Raw genomic sequence first — 19,268 nt, 5'->3', positions numbered from 1 at the left:
GCTTTAGCTACATACCAAGAAAAAACCCGGCCATAGCGCCGGGTTTTTTTTTGCTCATAACTTGCGAAGAATTTAAGCCAATCTCGACCTGAGTTCATCATCCTGAATAAACACTGACGAGGGGTCTCAATTGCGAACTCGCCTTCGACCGTGGCTTCAACCCTCGCTCAGAAGTGCGCAATCACTGAATTGCCGCCGCGACGGGCAACCTTCAGCGTACGGTCCTTCAGAAACTCCAGCGCAATCCGGCGAAGACCTGGCGCCCAGGTAACGGGGCAGTATCCTTAATGACCGAAATATGGTTCTGCGCAAAGGCATCGAGCAGGTTCTCGGCCTTAAGCTCAAGAGCTAGGTTTTGCTCACCCAAACTCCAAGTCTTAGAGACGAATAGCGACACCCAGTCATAACCATCGGTGTCGGTTTCATTGGGTGCGACGACGCGGGCATCAAAGACATGACGCCAGCTCAATGAGGCGAACCAATCCTGCGACTCATAGCTCAAACCCAGCTCGGTGTTGGCAGGCGCGGTGCGTGGAAGGTCATCCCCGTTGGCTTGGCGAGCATCCAACACATCGGCCTGAAACCAAGCCTGCATAGGCAAACTCCGAGACTGCGAAAGATCATGCTCGTAGCGTATGGACCCCCCAAAAAACACCGAATCTGTTTGGCGCGTAAACCAGACATTACTCAAATGAAAGGGATCTCGCAGCGGCTCACCGTTCTCGTCAAAACCCTGGTCCTGGAAGATATAGCCGCCAAAGTCGTAGTAAAACGCCGACAACTGAACCCGATGCGCGCCCCATTCCTGACTGACATCCAGGTCCAAGTTCAAGCTACGTTCGGTGTTCAGGTCCCGATCACCAAAAAGATAGGTGTCGGTGGCGTGGTGATAACCGTTCCAGAATAGCTCGTCCACGCTGGGCAGCCGCTCGATATAACTCAGGCTAACAACCCAACCGGGCTTGTCCGCCTGCGCGTAGCGCTTGAGGCTGGCGGACATGCTCATGCCCATCTCGGCCTCATCGCGGTAGAAATCGGGATCGAGCTGAGCCGGAAATACCCATTGTTCTTGGATCACCGCTGGATCTGCGCTTAGGTCACGAAAGAGGACATTCGCGCCGAGGCTCACTTCGTACTGCGTACTGTAGTCCCAGACTGCCGCCGTCGAGGCCTGCACCGTTTGCGTGTTGGTGGTCGGCAAAGGGTTGCCATGGGAAAACGGTAACCCGTTATTTTGAGCCTGTTGCAGTACCGACTCGCCAGGCTCACGGCCCGTGCGCACGGCATCCTGAAAATCGTCGCAGGCCCCGTGCTCATGACAGACCTGTAGCTCGCTTTGCACATAGGCCAAACGGCTTTCCCCACGCCAGCTGCCGGTGACCCACTCTCCCACCACAGCGGCATTGGCCTGCTCCTGACTAAAGGCACCGTCTTGCCGCCCACCTTCGTTCTCGAAGTGCAGATAATCACTGCTCAGCAGGTCGACCCGCCATTCATCCAACCAACTTAGAGCCGGCAAATGGATGTAGCGCAAACCAAAGTCGTCCCGACTCATATCAATACGCGAAGGTGCGATGGTTCGATTGGGTATTCCGTATTCCTTGCGCAATAGCGTGGAGTGGAACTGAAACTCGCCCGATTCTGTAGGCCGCCAACCCACGCCGGCCTGAGCCTGCTGGGTGTTCACATCGGAATCAATCACCCGGTCACCATTGCCATCAATGTAAGGATCCGAGAATTGATCGACCGCGCTCAGTTGGAAGGCCCAGGTGTCCGATGCTTGGGACACCCGCCCATTCAGATTGTAGCCCGCGGGGTCAGCCCGCACGTTGCCCGCCACTTCGCCGTGCAAACCAGGCTTTTTGAAGGGGAAGTCCATAGCGTCACTAATCCGGATCACACCACCAGATTGCGCCGCATAAACCAGTGATGCCGGCCCTTTGAGTAGCTCAATGCGCTCGGCCGCGACCGGTGAAATAGCCACGGCATGATCCTGGCTCATGGCCGACAGATCACTGACCTCATTATCGTTTTGCAGGATCTTGACCCGATAGCCGCTCATGCCGCGCACGACTGGTCGGCCCACGCCCTCACCATAGCTGGCCGAGTCCACATTGGGCATATCATCCAAAAAACTTCCGAGGGTGGCATTTGCAGCCCCACGCTCGAGTTTTCGGGTGTCTTCGGAGGTGCCCGTGTCGGCCTCCCCCTCAACCACCATATCGTCTAGCTCGACCTGCGCCGGAGCGGGTCCGCACAAACCGAGTAAACAGCAGAATGCTGCGCGCTTTAAAGCGCCTTGTTTACACCTCATTACCAGGCGTCCTTGCCGAAAAAGTGCGGTTCCGGGAATAACCCCGGAACCGCAATGGGGGACTAAGCGAAATTACGAACCCATTCCGTCGTCGTCATGACCATCATCGTCATCATCATGATCGTGATCATCGTCATGGTCATGATCATCATCGTGGTCATGGTCATCGCCCTCATGATCGTGATCGTGATCAGCGGAGGTTGGAAGAATGGCCATCATGTCAGCCGTCAGGCCATTGAGCTCAGCCACAGCCCAGCTCTCGTGCTCATGCCAGTCGGCACCATGGTTATCAACCATGTAAATCATGGGGTTGCCAGGGACCGGAACAAACACCAAGATCGCCTCATCACTAATCCGTGAGATGGTCGTTTTATCGCAGTCCATGATGCTCTGCACGCCACTCAGAGTAACGAAACCTTGGAAGGATTCGAGGCCATCTTCTTCTTCGTGGAAGAAGTAGACGCGGCCAGAATCGGTCAGGCCGAAGTGGACTAACTCACCATGCTCATGAGCGTGATCATCCCCATCATGATCGTGATCATCCCCGTCATGATCGTGATCATCCCCGTCATGATCGTGATCATCCCCGTCATGATCGTGGTCGTCCCCGTCGTGATCATGATCATGGTCGTGACCGTCACCGCCTTCAACGCCGTTCTTCACATAAGGGTCTACATAAGCGCGGCAAAGCGTTTGTCCTTCCGCAGACAATGCCTCTACCACTTCTTGGTTCAGGTCGTTCTGCTCAAGAACAAAGGCGTTCAACCTCTCCAGGAACTCAGCGCGTTGGCTTCCCTCTTCGAGATCTACGTATTCATCAGACGAGTGCGCTGCGAGTTCATCGTCATGCAAGTGAACAAGCTTTACAAACTGATCGGCATCGATAGGTGACCCCGGAACATAGCTGGGCTTCATCAGCGCGAACCAGTTTGAGATCGAGGCATCTTCACCAGACCCACGAAGGTCTGGAAAGTGCAAAAAGTGCCCAATAGTGGAGGTATCTTCGATCAACATGCTTTGTACGTCGCCATCTTCGCTAGTGCGCGCGGCGAGGTTCAAATCCGTGATGGCGTAGCTGCTTGTGTCGTAACTGTGATAGTCACTGGTTGCAGAGTTCAGAAACGCGAGTTTTTGGCCACCGGGCAAGCCAATATCCAAGGTGTTGGGGTCGCCGTCAGAGCCACCACCAGAGCCGCCACAGGCCGTCAGTAACACTGCGGAACCAATCAAGGCGGGGAGTACCGCGATTCTATTCAATATCATGAGTTCTCGAGCCTCTTTTAGGAAGGCTGCTTCAGGAACAGCCGAACAACAGTAGGGAGCCGGGCGCCGGCCCGGCATACGATGTAGAAAATGAAGCCAGCGGCGGAGCAGACTGGATCGCGGTTGGCGCTGTCAGAACCAGTCCAGCGAGTAGTGGAGGGTGCGTGTGCACCGCAAAAAAGCAGTCAGCATCTTTGGTAACGCTCTGCCGCTAGGGCCGGGGCGGCCCCCGGGCTGGCCAGCGAAAGGTGTCTTGTGCAAGGAGCAAGCTTGGAGCCTGCCCAAGACACCAGTCCGAGTCGGCAACGACGCCCGCCATGAAAGCGGCTTGAATGGGCAATGCGGGCTGGTGGTCTAAACTGCGTATTAACGAGCAGGTCTGACACTCGTCGTGCGAGATCGCCGTCGATCCGTGCAGCAATAAAGCCGCCTGTGCGACAACTAACGCGCACATCACGAGGGCGCTGCTGAGTCGATTGGGTCGAACTCTGCGCTGTATACCACCCGACCATGTCATTCCTGGGGCCAACTCCTAGGTCTGACCCAACGCTGCTAGGTTGGACCAAACCGCCTGCATGTGAATATGCGCCAATCTGAAGGTTGTAGCGGATTGAACCTCACTGTCCTCCAGGGATGGCGCTAACCGGGCTACGTGTCGGGCAACTCCCAAGATTGGAAGAGTCAGTGATCGGGACGCAGACATGGCCACCACTTTGGGATAACCACGCAAGACAGACAGTACTGCCGACGCGAACACAGACCTCTATATGGGGGAAGCCACAAACCTGCAGCTTAAGGCGTCCGTACTTTATAACATGTCAGCGCCTGATCGTCACACTAAGCCACTCAGCCCACGCCGACCCACCCTTACTAGACACAGCAGCCGCTGACTGGCCAATGCCGCACAAGTGTCCTGCGAAATTAGATTGAGGCCTGTTCCCAGCGCTTAGTCGAAAAATGAGCGGAAAAAAAGGGGCTAATAGCCCCTTTTTCTCATGCCTGAATTTAAGACTAAGGCAAAGCCAATCAAAAACTTAGTGCCCGCTGATTGTTTTCTTGCGCTTCCAAAGCTTCGCGGGTCCTGCGCTCCAAATCTTCCTGCGCCTGGGCAATCTGACGGATACGGCGTATTTCCCCCAAGGTGTATTCTTCCCATTTAGAGGCCGCTTTGAAGGTTGACTTGTCCTGTTTGGCCTGACGGAAAGCCTGCAGGGCCGGCTCGTACTTGCGCTGGTTGAAGAGAGCCATTCCCATCAACAAGAAGTTCGCCTCACGGTTCTTCAGCCCACCCAGCTCAGCTGCGCGTTGCGCTGCCTTCGCCGCCAGATCGTATTCCCCGGCATTGAAGTGAACCCCGGCGAGCCGAGCATGGAAAATACCTTCGCCCGTGATTTCGGCAGCACGCGTCAATGTCGGAACAGCTTTATCGTAAGCATTCGCCTGCGCCCAAGCATTGGCCAGGGTCTGAATGTTCTTTTCAGACTCTTCGATGGTGCCAGTAGCAATACCGTCTTCGATAATGCGACCCGCTTTGTACGGAACGGCGCCACCTAGCCACATATAAGCGAGGTTCAGTACATCGTTTTCGGTTTTGAGGTCACCATGTTGGTAGACAGCGTCGAAGATCGCCAAGCGCTCCTCATCCCGCCCGAGCTCGGAGTACATGCCAGCAAGCTGCTTCATGTAGGAGCTCTTCGGGTAATTACTCACCAACTCTTCGTAGACTTCCGCGGTCGCCGCATAGTCTTTGTCGGTGTAATGCAAAACCGCTTTAAGGCGTAGCCATCCTTCCTGAATTTTTTTGTTTTCGGCCCGCTGTAAGTCAATGGCCTGATTGACGTTCAGCAGGGCTTTATCCATATCCTGCTTCTGGTAGTAAGCCTGAGCCAACATGATGTGTGCGGTTGGCGTGGACTTCTCAGCCGTACTCAGCCAGTCCTCGATGAAACGAATGCATTCGTCGTAATTTTCGAGTTGGAAATACAGTTGGCCAATGGTGTACTTGGCAGTGAGCACTAGGCCTTCAGGAACGTCCTCTTCGTCTAAAACCTTGTAGTAGTAGTCGATAGCGGTCTGAAACTCTTCTCGACTAGCATTGATGAAGGCATAAAAGTTCCACAACTGCGAACGCGCATAACTATTGAGACGCCCGCGATCGCGCAGGCGATCCAAAATGTATATGGCGTCGTCATGGTTACCCTCCGCAGCCAGGCGCTGGGCCTTGCTGAGCTGGTCAAATGTCTTCGGGTCCAAAGCACCTTGCGCCTGGACCGGGCTCAACCATAAGGCAGCTGCCAGCAATGGCAGGCAGAACAACAGCTGAGCTAAGAACTGCCGCAAGGCTTTGTCGCCAGATTGTTTCTTCATCTGAGATCAGCTTCCTAAGCGGAACTTGATGCGAGTGCGAACACCCGGAACTTCCAAAGCCTGTCCATCCACAACCCGAGGCTTGTACTTGTAGCGAAGAGCCGACTGCATAGCGGCCTTGTTAAAGACAGGATCAGTACTGAACAGCACTTTCGGGTTCTTGACAGAACCATTGGTCGACACCGTGTACTCCAACACCACGTCACCCTCTAGCTTGCGCTTCAGAGCTTGGCGCGGATACTGCGGCGCCACCTTCACGATAGGCAGGTACTCGCCGTCCGAGGCCGAAATCCCAGCACCAATACTCAGGTCTAGACCCGCGACTAGATCACCTGCCCCAAGGTTGCCGACGGTTGCTGAGCCATCAATGTTGTCGAAGGCCTGCTCAGGAACCTCGGGCGGAGGAGTATCGTCGAGCTCCGGCTTCTCAGGCTTTTCAACGGCCTTTTGCGTCTTGATCTCGATCTCGGGCATGCCAATTTCAGGCAATTTGATCGGCGGGGTCTTATCAAGCTCACGATCAGCAAATGTGATCAATGACACCATCACCATCTGTAGACTGAAGGTGATAAGGGCCGCGGGTACCAGAACCATCATCATGCGCATGTCAGCAACTCCCTTGTATTACTGCTGTGTCGCTAAGGACACGCGCTCGGGAGGGACCACTTGGCGGGCTGCATCAAGCACTTCGGTAAAGGTTTTCACCGAGGCCAGTTCATCGGCCTGGATAATCACCGAACCTTCCGGATTCTCGGCATGCATACGCTCAATGTTGGCGCGTACAGCTCGCACATCAATGCGGCGACCGTCCATGTAGATGGAATTGTCGGCGTTGATGGCCACCAGTACCGAAGCGTTCTTATTCTCCGCCGTGTTGGCTTGTGGACGATTCACCTCTACGCCTGCTTCTTTAATAAAGCTGGCCGTCACAATGAAGAAGATGAGCATAATGAACACCACATCCAACATGGGCGTGAGGTCGACTGCACCCTCTTCTTCTGGTTCTTCCTGACTAACTAAATAACGGGCCATAACTTAAGACTCCTGAGCTACAGGCTCGAGGTGGTGTCGGGGGAGTGCGGCTTCGATACGGGCCCGACGGCGGGTCACCATACGATCCACATAGGTATTGCCGAATACGCCACTCAGCGCGGCCACCATTCCAGCCATGGTGGGAATCGTGGCTCGAGAGACGCCGCCCGCCATGGAACGCGCATCTCCACCACCCGTAATCGACAACACCGTAAACACTTCAATCATGCCGGTGACCGTGCCCAGCAGGCCAAACAACGGACACAGAGCGATGAGTACTTTGATGAGCTTCAAGTTGCGGTTAACGGCAACTCGCAACTCAGACACGTACATTCGCCGCACCGCGTCGCCATACCAGGAGTAACGGTCTTTACGCGACTCAAAAGCCTGCACAGCGTCGGCCAATTCACTCTTGAAGGGGCGCTGTAGGTAGACAGACCGCTCCAGAATGATCATCCACATGATGAATGTGAGCAGTGCAATCAGCAGCAGGATAGGACCACCCGCGCCAAAAAAGTCGCGGATGGCCTCCTGTGCATCGAGCAGAAATATCAACATGCTCTGCTGCTCCTAAGCGGCTTTAGCGGCCAACCCGTTGCGCCACAATCCCTGCCGTCTGCTCTTCAATAATTTGCAGAATCGACCGCGACCGCGTGAACAACAAGGTATGGCAGAGCAACATGGGAATGGCTACGACCAAGCCCAACACGGTAGTCACCAGCGCACTGGAGATACCACCCGCCATTGCCTTGGGATCGCCAGCGCCATAAATGGTGATGGCTTGGAACACAATAATCATCCCGGTGACCGTACCAAGCAGTCCCATGAGCGGCGCCACCATGGAAATGATCTTGATGATGGGTAGCCCTTTCTGGATCTGCGGGCGCTCTTTAATAATGGCTTCACCCAGCTTCACCTCTAGCGTCTCAATGTCGTCGGTGGCATTGTCCTGACCGACTTTCAACACGCGCCCCAATGGGTTATCTAAGCTTAGGGTGTCGCTATTTCGCTGACGACGAACCTTGGACTCAATCTGCGCCAGAGCAACGAAACGCCAAGCCGCAATGAGCAAACCAATCAGCCCAACAACGGTAATCACGTAGCCAACCAGCTTGCCTTGATGCCAGCGTTCAATGAGTGTGGGGTTGTTGATGAGCGCGCGGAGGTAGCCACCACCAGAAGCACCGGTTGGATCTACACCTAAGGCCACAAACCCATCTTGTGCGTTTTGCAGCTTACGTGCGCCGCTGGTGTAAGCCTCGGGCTGACGGGGGAGCACCGAAGTGGTGTCGGTCGCACCGTCGTAGCTCAGATATTCACCGTTGGATACCAAGTTAAACACACCTACGCGAACCACTTCGCGGCTGGGCTCAGTACCCACCTTGGTGTTGTACTTCACAATCCGTCCGGTCTCTGTCATCTCACGATGCAGTTCAAACCAGAGCGACTCGATTTCCTCGACGGAGGGAAGATCGGTGTCATCGTTCATCTTGGCAATCAGGGCGTCGAGGAACTCCTGACGTCCCGAGAACTGGCTGGATGTCAGCGATACGTCCAAGCGCGCACGCAGATCCCCAGCACCAGATGTGAGATGTCCAAACAGCTCTTTAAGCGATCCCAGCCGGTCGTTCCGCTGGGTCCGCTTTTCCTCAACCAAAAGCTCATTGGCGTTGAAGGTTTCTTCAAGCTCGGCGCTGACGGCTTCCAGCTCAGCAATCCGTGCTTCTGCCTGAGCAATAAGCGCATCCTGCTGGGCAACGTTTTGCTCAAATTTGGCCTCGCGCTCTGCGTTCTCAGCAGCATCTTGCAAGCGACCTTGACGCACCTCTTGCAGCAACGCGTCCATGGATACAGGCTCTTCCGCACCAAGGCCTAAAGGCAACACGGCACCTAGGCCTAAGGCCACAACGGCAGCTTTCTTCATCATCGACGCAGTCATTGGGCCACCTCCGGTGCGGCGATGGGAAGGGTAATAAGGTCAATGGAGGCCTGCTTCTTGGCCATCAGAATCCCTTTACGAATGCTGTTCCGATAAGTTCCGGTATCGAGCTTTTGCCAAGACTTTTGGTCCTGATTCCACACCGCGGTGGTCGCCGTGTCTTTGCTTTGGGCGACCAGCGCGATACGACCAAAGCGCAGAATATCGACCTCAACTTCACGCCCATCAATGGTCACGATGTCGGTATAGGTATCGATTTTGCGGCCGTACTCACTTTCGACCTGGTAAGCCTCGATCACCTGGCGAAACTTCTCGCCAATATCTAGGTCGGCTCGATTCACCGACTTGTTGATGAACTCCAAGCGCTCCAAGCGCTCGGCCTCATGGAACGGCAGGTCAAGATCCACGTAAGCAGCCAGACTGTCTGCCATGCGGTGAATCAGCGGAAGCATTTGGCGCTCAATGGTCGCCACTTCCGCGATGGAGCGGTCAAAACGCGTGATTAACGCCTCTTGACCCTGAATTTGGGTGCGAAGCTGTGTGTTGTATTGCTCCAGGCCTTCAATCTGCTTCAGCAGAGCCCGGTAACGAACAAGCTTCTGTTGTTTCTCGGCCACAAGATCGTTGACACGTTCTTGGGACTCACGGTTGGCCTGCACTTTTTGCTGGCCTTCCTCAATAACTTTATCGAGATTTTGGGCGTGGACAGTAGCACTGAGCCCCATACCAGCGGCGAGGAGTACCGCGCCAGGGCGCAGCAAAGAGAGCAGCGAGTTCATGACTTGCATATCCAATCGAATGAAAGAATGCGGCGACTCCATCAAGGGAGCCGCCGCACTTCAGTTGAGCTACTTAAGCTCGCTTATTGCGGCAAGGACCCAGGAATGATCCAGCCGTTCCACCAAGCATCTGCCTCAGCTGTACCTGGCTCGACTGCACCGACGTAGTCAGTAGCGTCGAATGCAAAACCAGATCCATTGTCGACAGCCGGAATTGCGGTAGCAGCACCAAGTTCAGCAAACGACTCCGTAATAGCAAGCGCACTATCGAAGGAGATGGCTTGCGCGCCAGAGTTCACTTCAGGGTCTGCAGGACCATCGCGGTTAGGCTCGTAGAAGCCACCCACACAGCTACCGAACACATTGGTGAAAGACACATCGGAGAAGAAAGTGCCGTCCGGAGTATCTGCATCGTCGATGCGAACACAGCCGCGGTCGAAGTCGGTAACCGCAGTGTTGTAGATCGCGACGGTCAATGCACCACGCAGACGCATGCCGGGCTCACCACCATCGAAGTTGTTTACGTTGTTACCAATGATGGTGATGTTGGCCAGTGCACCGTTGGTTTCTTCAACGTAATCTTCATCGGAGCTGTTCGCTTCGATGCCGCGAGGATCGTTACCGCCGACAGGGCTGGCATTGGGGCTCTTAGCAACGATGGCGTACTGCACGTTACCGCGCCAACCTTCGTCGAAGTCGATGTCATCGTCATCGTTACCGGTCAGCACCAGGTACTTCGCGTTCACGGTGCCACCGAACCATTCCACGCCATCGTCCAGATTGTTGTGAACTTGGACGTACTCGATGGTGGTGCCGTGACCCACACCCTGCAGGGTGAGTCCGTTCACTTCATCAGCAGGACCAGCAACAAGACCACCCTCTGCAATACGAACGTAACGGATGATTCCGCTGTTATCGGCATCGTCGGTACCACCGAAGAAACCAACACCGCCTTCGCCAGCGAGGTTACAGAAGGTGTCACCAGGCTGGTTACAAGGGCCGGTGCCACCTGCGCCGAATTGCAGTGCAAAGCCTTGAAGAACAACACCACCCCACTCAGACAGACCATCGAAATCTTCGTCGACGCTGCTGAAGGTAATGGGGTTTTCACGGGTACCGGCGGCGTTCATCTTGGAACCACGGGTCACCACCAGAATACCGTTACCGGTGGCACGGACATCTGTGCCGGGCTCTACGGTGAGGGTGACACCGTTGTCTTTTAGTGCCTGTGCCTCGTCGTTATCGGCAATAGGCTCGTTGCCCTCACCGACGGTCACCGTACCGGAGATGACCCAGTTCACGCCCGCGGTCAGCGTAAAGTCCTTGTCGATGGTGCCGACGAGGAAGGCCGTGTTTCCAGAGCAGTTGACGAAGCTCTCAGAACACGCCGTCGGTGCCGGCGTAGGCGCTGGTGTTGGAGTAGCGGTTGGCGCTGGCGTTGCCGTAGGAGCGGCAGTCGGCGTCGGGCTGGGGTTAGCAGACGAGTTACTACCGCTGCTTCCACCGCAGGCCACTAGGCCAGCGGCTACAGCGCTTGCGAGCAATGCATGGGTATACCGTTGCATGTTGATTACCTCTCTTCAGAGTGTTGGCAAAAAAGAAACTTAAAACTCACGCGAGTAACCCAGGGAGAACTCCGTCCCGAGATTAAACCGCTCATAAGCGCGCCCGGCTTGGACCCGCTCGATATCGACGTTTAGGAGGTTGCGCACCCGAAAGCTCAAAGAGGAGCCATCGCGAAAATTCTTTTCCGCGTTCAGGTTGATATCCAAGCGCCCTGTTTCAACAATAGGCCCAGCTGGCGCCCGATCGACCGCGTCGATTCGATCATCGAAATAGTTAGCAACAAAGGTGAATGTGGAGTCCCAGGCGTAGTTGTCATAGGCCACCTGGAAGTTCGCCAAGAATGGGGACTGTCCCTGGAGTTCACGAAACCGAATGCCTTCTAGCGTGGCTCCACGACCTGCGAGTTCGATTTCCGACTCAATGAATGAGACGTTCCCGCTGATGCTCACCACATGATCAATTCCATCGAGTACCCGCTTCGAAGCATCGATCTCAATACCTTGCACGGTGGCTTCAACACCGTTTCTGAAGGTCAGTGAGAACACTGCTGAGCCAGAGCCATCAGATACCGCCCGCTCTAATGGGTCTTCGATAATCTTGTGGAACAAAGCGATGGACAGGGAATCCTTATCGCCAAAGTAATATTCACCACGCAGGTCAAAGTTCTGGATGGAACTGTTCAAGCAGTCTGGGCAGCCAATAAATTCACGACCCTCTTGGTCGAAAAATCGCGACCCAGCAAGTTCGGTAATGTTGGGGCGCGAGAGGGTTTGGCTGTAGCCACCACGAAACTGAAGATCATCGCTCCAGCGGTAGATAACGGAGACAGTGGGCAAAATATCGCTGTCGTCGCGGTCTGAAATCTCGGAATCAGATGCTCGCGTCGAGTTTGGATAATCGAGGTCCATCTGGAACTGTTCCAGACGCAACCCCGCTACAACAGTCCAGTCGTAACCAATATCGGACTCTGTACCTGCGTACAAGGCGAATAGATCTTGGGTGGCTAAATAGCTATCCGTTGGTGCCGTCTTGGTGGTGTCAAGACGAAAAGTGCCGTTTTCAAAGTTCTCAGGACGAAGCAGAGTTTCAATATTCTGTGTCAGGTCCGTGCTGAGATCACGCAGCCGCACACCGATTCGAACAAGTTCATTGTCTCTATCGCGGCTATTGAGAAGCACACCAAACCGAAAGTTGCTGTACCACCAATCGTTGATTTGGATCGGCCACTGATAATCCAGCCCAAGGTCAAGCCCGTCCTCGACAAGATCTGAGTAGCTGCGTTCAACGCGAGACACCTCTAACCCACCATTACGGTATTGGTACTCACGACGATCAGGAGAAAAGCGACGCGTTTGCGTGTATCCCAGCCGCGCAGACAGTGTGTGGTTGCCGAACAAGGAGATGTTGCCCTCGAACTGCTGACCGATGAACTGACGCTCGATCCACTCCAAAAAGGTCGTTACCTCTTCAAAGTCATCATCGATGTTGAAGCCGTCGTTGATTGTGGCGCGATCTTCCGCATCCCGAAGAAGGATGGTTTTGCTCGTGATATCCCAGCCGTTGTCAGAAACCCAACCGGCGACGAAGTAGCCATTAAGGCTCGATCGGAAGGTATCCCAGTCGGAGGTACCGCGTCGGTCCAGCGTGTCAAAGGTGTAGTTCTGCCGGGAACCGAACCCTTGGTCATAGGTGACTGATCCGTAGAAACCCAGCTCACCCGTCTCTTTCTCAAGACGACGGCCGTACTTCGCGGCCGCCCCAATATTGGGCGTCGCCGTCTCGGTTTGAGTGTTGTAGATATTTGGGAATAAGGTGCCGAGCCTAGCCGCTTCTTCTTGAGGAACACAGTTTGGCTGCCCCTCTACATCGCAGATTTGAAACTGAAAGTTCCCGTTGCTCAGGTTCGCTCGAACGTCACCCGGTAGCTCTCGCAAACCGTCATCAAAGGTTAAGTAATCGGTACTACTGCCGTCATAGGTCAGCAAATCTTGACCAGTTGCCCCGTTTTGAGCCCCCAACGATATCGATATACCCGCAACGTCTTCTTCGGGGATATCCCGTGAAGTCATCGCGATGATGCCGCCCGTGGTATCACCTGGCAGGTCAGGCGTGTAGCTCTTTTGGATCTCAATGCTGCCGAGAATCTGCGATGGGAACAAATCTAGCTGCACGTCCCGACGGAAGGGGTCGGTACTAGGCATTAAGCTGCGGTTCAATGTGCTTGAAATGTACCGCCCATCGAGGCCTCGCACGTTTGCATACTTACCCCCAGTGACCGCCACACCAACAATACGCTTGAGGGCTGCAGCAACATCACTATCGCCGAAACGCAGCAAATCTTCGATGCTAATGGAGTCCGTGATCGCAACTGAGAACTTCTCCAGATCAGCGGCATCTTCAGTGGGGTTGAAAGTACCAACTACTTCAACCTCTTCAACGTCAGCAAAGTCGTCCGCAGTCAGTCCGCCAGCGCTCAATGCCGCGTTGCGACGTAAACGGATTGTTGCAGCGACCCCAACGTTGGCAACGACCCGGATGGAGTCACCCCGCGCCGTTTCGAAATCGGGGTGAATGACCTCGAGGTTATAAACACCGCGCGGTAGTTCCAGGCTAAACCGCCCGTCGACACCGGTGGTCGTTGAAGGACTGCCAGATGCCGGCATAACGTCAGCTCCGGCGATCGGAGTGCCGTCAACATCTGTCACGAGCCCTCGAATAGACCCTGTAAGCGCCGTCGCTAGTCCATCTTCGTCAAAGGTCGCTACGGATATCTTCGGCTCGGAGTCAAAGTCCGCGAAAGCAACACTGACCTCTGCACTCTCGTCATCACCGACGATGATTTGTGTTTCAGCCAACAGCGCGGCGCCCTTAAGCACCGACAAGGTATAACTACCTTCCTCCAACTTGCCACGCACACTACCCTGGTCGTTCGTTACGCCCAAGGTCCGCTCGTTCAGCTTAACCGTTAGGCCTTTGAAGGGCCGAGCTTCAAAAAAGGTATAAACCAACAGCTCGTCAGCAAATGCCTGGGAACTGAGGATCAGGCCGAAGCCCAGAAGAATCGCCTTCAGCGTGTTGGTCATAAAATGGCCAGGTAAAAACTATTAGGTGATCGACAACGCAGCATGCTGCGGAGATGCGACTTCGGCTTCAGCCCCTACTCCCGAGCATGCGGCCGCCCCGAAATCCTTTCGGTTCGCAGAAGACTAAGTGCGCTTTGTGACACTTATGTGACGTTTCTATGGAAACGACGTCTTGCAACGCTTCATTGCCAAAGCTAAGGGCCAAATGTTGCAAAGGGATGATGGCCTGCGCGCAGAAGGACCGGCGCATGACTGAGAGGCTAGGCTTCGCGTGGGGCTAGCTCCCCAGACGCAGCCAGTCCAAGACGTCAAACAACCGCGCCAGCCAGGGCTCCGATGGTTGGTAAGAATTGTCAGCAGTCTTCGCACAGCCTTGATGCAAAGCCCCCACCAAACGCTGTAGGCGTTTCTGATGCCAGCCCAACAAATACTGCAGTGGGTCGGTCATGAAGCCCGCCGCCGCGCTGACCAGGGCAATGATGCATAGCGCACCCATGATGCACACCACACTGAGCACCATAGGTGTATCTGGTGGAAACACGGAGAACCAGATCCTTCCTAAGGTTTGTCCTGCCCAGAAGTGATCGACCGCGCTCGCGAAATGCCATTGCTGCGCCACTACGCGACCAAGCCCAAGTCCGCCTGGCGTGAACTGCGTGAACAGCATTCCCCCAAGGGTCAAAACCACGAGGTTGGCCAGTATTTCTGCTGTGGCTTGACGAGAGGCTTGATAACGCAGCAGGCAAATATTCCAGACCCTCTGCTGAGCGCTATTCAGTGGGGGACGCTCGCGTAGGAGCCAGGCCCCCAATTGTTGATCAATCTCGACATGTGCGCGCGTCCTCAGACCTGGCGGGCAGCGACGGAAGTGTCGACTCAAAGCGACCGCCCCACAACGCTTTAGACCAAAAGCGCAAAGCTGCAACACCACCCAAAGCGGACTCACAAAGAGGTTGACGGGTGCACGGAGCAAATCCCAACCCAATGCATGGCGGTTGATCTGCCACACTCCGCGCCCCCAAAAGGCACGTCTGCAGAACTGCGGAATATCTCTATGCACTTCAGAGTGCCAGCGATCCCAGGCCAGCATGGGGTTGCCTTGCACAGCCGGTCTGCCATCGCTCTCGCCGTCTTGAGCTTGTAAGGCCATCCGCATCGGGCAGGGGTTATTAAGGTTCAGCCGGCAACTCTACACCCCCTCAGGCTTTGACCAACTAAGCGCGACGAACAAATGACGATTGCATGTTTATCCAGGCCCACCTTCACGTCAGCCGCGCGGCTACGTCATCAGTTAGTATCCGCGCCGAGAACCTTTCTTTGCTTTTGCAACACAATACGTTTACGAATGCCCATGCTCGCCCTGAAACGCGCGGCTTCTGCAGCCGCATTGCTACTCGCCATGTTACAAGCCCCGGCACAAGCCTATGTGGGTTTGGACCTAATCAATACTGCACCGATCTACACGCCAGATCGGCCCACAGAGCGACAACGCCATATCGTTGTACTCGACGACAGTATCCCAACTGCTCAGATTCCTACGGTCGCCTTCGAGATCGCTCAACTCGGCGGCGCGCAGGCTCGCGCCACCCTCACCGCCTCGCTGGCGGCCGTCGTCGTGGATGGGATTAGAGAAGCCGGCCTAGAGCTGCTGCGCCGCGATCCACGCGTTCGCTACATTCAGCGCGACGGCCTCGTGGACCTGAACCTCAGCACTCAGTTCAATGCGACCTGGGGGCTGGACCGCGTCGACCAGCAACAACGCCCGCTGGACGGCAGCTACAGCTACGAGACAGATGCCGCCAATGTGCATGCATACATTATCGATAGCGGCATTCGCAGCAGCCACAACGAGTTCGCCGGCCGCATTGGCTCGGGCTTCAACACCTCGAACGATGCCGGCGGGACTGTGTTCAGCTTCAGCCCTTTCGACCTGCTCGGGGGCTTGCTCAGTACCCCAGCCGGTGACGACGTGGAAGACTGCAACGGGCACGGCACCCATGTGGCCGGAACCGTCGGCGGCAGCACCTGGGGCGTGGCCAAGGGCGTGACTTTGCACCCGGTGCGGGTCTTTGGTTGTGGGCGCTCCGCCAGCATTGTGAACATCCTGCTGGGGGTGGAATGGGTGACTTTGAACGCCCAACGCCCGGCTGTGGCGAACATGAGCCTGGGTGGCGGTGTATTCCAGCCACTGGATGAGGCCGTGCGTGCATCGATTGCCACCGGCATCACCTATGTGGTGGCTGCAGGCAACGAAAACCAGAATGCCTGCAACGCTTCCCCCGCGCGTGTCACTGAAGCCGTCACCGTGGGTGCCACACGCTCAGATGACCGGCGCTCCAGCTTTTCCAACTTCGGCACCTGTTTGGATCTTTTCGCCCCTGGGCAAGGCATTCGCTCGGCCAGTCATAGCAGTGATGGTGGCAGCCGCAGCCTAAGTGGCACCTCCATGGCGGCCCCCCATGTGGCCGGCGCTGCTGCCTTGTATCTGGCAAACAATCCCTTGGCCCTCCCGGCCCAGGTGGAAGCGGCGATCACTGCCACCGCCACGGAGGGCCGTGTGAGCAATGCCCGTACCGGCTCCCCGAATTTGCTGCTCTACACCTTGGGCTGGGAGTAGTTTTTCAGTCGCAGCTCACCACAATAAAAGCCAGCTCCTTTGAGCTGGCTTTTTTATGTTCGGTCAGAGCCATGGAACCATCTCAGAACCGGCTCGGTTGGTATGGGCCCTTAGCCGACAGCGTGCTGCATCACTGCGGCCAATGCCTGCGCGCCGCTGCGCGGTTGCCTCCGGCACCTGGCCTTTGGTGTGGTCGGCTTGACGCGACTTCCTGTCGCGGCAAGCCTCAATCGGCCGTCCATGGCCGATTGACCACAGTCAGGCCAGGCGCCTACGGCGCTACGGCAACATCGGCCGCAGCGACGCAGCACGCTCTCACGTACGGACCGGAGTACACCGAGCGGCCTCCGAGAGACACCTCCTCTCGCTTATCACTGCGCAACCGACAACCGAGCCGTGTTCAGAGCGCATCTTCAAGACGGGTGTACGCACTGGGTATAAAGCGCGGCGTACAGATCGCCAAGAAGATCAGATCATCGGAACCGATATTGCGGATACGCTGACGCGCCCCGGCTGGTATCCACACCACATCCTGTGGGCCCACACGGGCGACGTCCTGATCGCCAACTTCTGCCTCGCCACGACCCGACACAATGACATAACGCTCAACAATGCCCTCCAGCCGATGCCATTGCGTACACACCCCGGGGGCAACCCGCGCCTGAGCAATCGATACCGCCGGGTCGCGCGGATCATTGGATAACTCCACGATACTGCAGCGTTCTTCCGTAAAGAACTCTGTGAGGTTTCGCTCGTGTACTAGGCCTTCGACGTCCATGATGACAATTAAGCGATGAGGAAACCCATTCAGGCTAGCATCGGCAGTACGGTTAGCCATCATACCGGGGGCGTGGACATATCTCACCGTCCCAACTCACCACAAGACCTCTGAACCCTCTCTGCCTACCCAGCGCGACGGGAAAAGCATGAGACACCACGCCACGCAGGCTCTTTCGCGCCCCCGCCCTTGCAACAGCACCTTTTGATTCAACAGGCATACTCAGCGCAGTGAGAAAGAAAAAAGCACCTGGTAAACGCGGGTCCGTCAGCCGCGCCTTGACTCAAACCGTATGGGCAATGAGTGTGTTACTCGTCGCCAGCTTGCTGGCCTGGCGCCTGCTGGCCATGGTGGATTTCGCTTACCCCTGGCTGTACCACCCGCTAGGGATGCATAGCAATATCGAAACCTTTGGGCCGCAAAATCCCACACGACCCGGCTTTCACACCACGGATGTGACTACTCGGCAAGAGCTCTTCGCCGGCATTGGCCGCGCCATACGCAACGATGGTGAGGGCCTGCGTGAGCTGCGCTATACCGATCGGAGCAGCGGGCGCCGCTACCCTTTGCTCACCCCCGCAGAAGTAGTCCACCTGGAAGACGTCGCTCGCGTGGTCAGCATTTACGAAACCCTTGCCGGCCTGGGACTGCTGAGTTTGATCCTGTGCTCTATCTTCATGCGGCGCACAAAGCTTCCCCCCCCGAGCGCCCGGCGCTGGGTTATGGGACTGGGCGTCATCCTCGGCAGCGGCCTCATCGCCGTCCTCGCCATCGGCGCCGAAGACATTTTTTATTGGCTCCACACCGTCGTTTTCCCGGCCGATCATCAATGGTTCTTTTATTACCAAGAGTCACTGATGTCGATGATGATGAAGGCACCAGTGCTATTCGCCGGAATCGGCCTGATCTGGCTCATTCTCGGCCTAGTCTTTCTTGGCCTTTTATTAGCCGGCAGCCGGCAGGTCTTCAGCGCCCGTAACCCCTCGCCGACCCGCACATAACCTCACCCCCCAAATGGGTACCATTCCCTCACGGAGCTGAGACGCCCAGACCCTTCTTGTTGGGCGCCGTGGCTGGCGAGGCAAGAGCCAAGTCCAGCCTTGTGAATGGTGCGCCTGGGAGGATTCGACCAGCGGCCCAGGACGGGCCGCTGACGCGAGCAACGCGAGCCCGCAGGGCTGGGGCCACGGATGGCCCCAGCAACCCCCGACGCAGTCGGGAGTGAGAACACCATGCCCGCGCCTATGGCTGCTATGGCATTGAGCTGTATGCCAAATAACTGGCGCGCCTGGGAGGATTCGAACCCCCGACCGGCCGCTTAGAAGGCGGCTGCTCTATCCAACTGAGCTACAGGCGCGTTTCGTTCCTATTTTAGCCGAACATGTGCCCCTTAGCCTTGGCACTGTCTTTGCTTATTCCGGGTCAAGCGGATACCGAACCCAGCGTTCGTAAGAATGCCCAAGCAGCCTTTTATGTAACTTTATTACATTAGCCGGTGGCCGGGGGGTATATTTTTAATGTTGTGGAACG

General features: G+C 56.0%; 14 protein-coding genes and 1 tRNA gene. 2 read left to right on the top strand and 13 right to left on the bottom strand.

The window, feature by feature from the left end:
* Positions 1–226: 226 nt before the first annotated feature.
* From KI787_01450 to KI787_01400, 11 genes are all read right to left on the bottom strand, one after another.
* Complete coding sequence (locus KI787_01450) at positions 227–2,260, bottom strand: TonB-dependent receptor (GenBank protein MBV6628595.1); 2,034 nt, start codon at positions 2,258–2,260, stop codon at positions 227–229.
* Positions 2,261–2,386: 126 nt separating this feature from the next.
* Positions 2,387–3,577, bottom strand: coding sequence for a hypothetical protein (locus KI787_01445; protein MBV6628594.1), 1,191 nt, complete (start codon positions 3,575–3,577; stop codon positions 2,387–2,389).
* Between the two features lie 1,026 nt (positions 3,578–4,603).
* A complete protein-coding gene (locus tag KI787_01440; GenBank protein MBV6628593.1) occupies positions 4,604–5,944 on the bottom strand; it encodes a tetratricopeptide repeat protein in 1,341 nt (446 codons plus the stop codon).
* Positions 5,945–5,950: 6 nt separating this feature from the next.
* Positions 5,951–6,544, bottom strand: a complete 594-nt coding sequence (locus KI787_01435; protein MBV6628592.1) for an energy transducer TonB — start codon at positions 6,542–6,544, stop codon at positions 5,951–5,953.
* A gap of 24 nt (positions 6,545–6,568) precedes the next feature.
* Positions 6,569–6,976: a biopolymer transporter ExbD gene (locus KI787_01430; GenBank protein MBV6628591.1), complete on the bottom strand. Its 408-nt coding sequence runs from the start codon at positions 6,974–6,976 to the stop codon at positions 6,569–6,571.
* A gap of 3 nt (positions 6,977–6,979) precedes the next feature.
* Positions 6,980–7,534 carry a MotA/TolQ/ExbB proton channel family protein gene (locus KI787_01425; protein MBV6628590.1) on the bottom strand — a complete coding sequence of 185 codons (555 nt, stop codon included), beginning with the start codon at positions 7,532–7,534 and terminating at the stop codon, positions 6,980–6,982.
* A gap of 22 nt (positions 7,535–7,556) precedes the next feature.
* Positions 7,557–8,903, bottom strand: coding sequence for a MotA/TolQ/ExbB proton channel family protein (locus KI787_01420; GenBank protein ID MBV6628589.1), 1,347 nt, complete (start codon positions 8,901–8,903; stop codon positions 7,557–7,559).
* Positions 8,904–8,911: 8 nt separating this feature from the next.
* A complete protein-coding gene (locus KI787_01415) occupies positions 8,912–9,694 on the bottom strand; it encodes a DUF3450 domain-containing protein (protein ID MBV6628588.1) in 783 nt (260 codons plus the stop codon).
* An 83-nt stretch (positions 9,695–9,777) separates the two neighbouring features.
* On the bottom strand, positions 9,778–11,259 hold the full coding sequence (locus KI787_01410; GenBank protein ID MBV6628587.1) for a hypothetical protein: 1,482 nt from the start codon (positions 11,257–11,259) through the stop codon (positions 9,778–9,780).
* A gap of 39 nt (positions 11,260–11,298) precedes the next feature.
* Complete coding sequence (locus KI787_01405; GenBank protein ID MBV6628586.1) at positions 11,299–14,343, bottom strand: TonB-dependent receptor; 3,045 nt, start codon at positions 14,341–14,343, stop codon at positions 11,299–11,301.
* 277 nt (positions 14,344–14,620) lie between these two features.
* Positions 14,621–15,499: a hypothetical protein gene (locus KI787_01400; protein ID MBV6628585.1), complete on the bottom strand. Its 879-nt coding sequence runs from the start codon at positions 15,497–15,499 to the stop codon at positions 14,621–14,623.
* A gap of 195 nt (positions 15,500–15,694) precedes the next feature.
* On the opposite strand from KI787_01400, the gene KI787_01395 reads away from it, so the two are divergent.
* Positions 15,695–16,960, top strand: a complete 1,266-nt coding sequence (locus KI787_01395; protein MBV6628584.1) for a S8 family peptidase — start codon at positions 15,695–15,697, stop codon at positions 16,958–16,960.
* Between the two features lie 400 nt (positions 16,961–17,360).
* Here the strand turns inward: KI787_01395 and KI787_01390 are convergent, their stop codons facing one another.
* The gene (locus tag KI787_01390) at positions 17,361–17,738 is read right to left on the bottom strand and encodes a cupin domain-containing protein (GenBank protein ID MBV6628583.1); all 378 of its coding nucleotides are present in this window, start codon (positions 17,736–17,738) and stop codon (positions 17,361–17,363) included.
* Between the two features lie 299 nt (positions 17,739–18,037).
* On the opposite strand from KI787_01390, the gene KI787_01385 reads away from it, so the two are divergent.
* A complete protein-coding gene (locus KI787_01385; protein ID MBV6628582.1) occupies positions 18,038–18,739 on the top strand; it encodes a DUF1461 domain-containing protein in 702 nt (233 codons plus the stop codon).
* A 279-nt stretch (positions 18,740–19,018) separates the two neighbouring features.
* On the opposite strand, the gene KI787_01380 is transcribed toward KI787_01385, so the two are convergent.
* A tRNA-Arg gene (locus KI787_01380) sits at positions 19,019–19,095 on the bottom strand.
* Positions 19,096–19,268: the final 173 nt, after the last annotated feature.

Origin of the sequence: Oceanococcus sp. HetDA_MAG_MS8, assembly GCA_019192445.1 — a bacterium.
GTDB lineage: Bacteria > Pseudomonadota > Gammaproteobacteria > Nevskiales > Oceanococcaceae > MS8.
The sequence above is the reverse complement of the archived record's forward strand: the minus strand, read 5'-3'. Positions and strand labels throughout refer to the sequence as shown.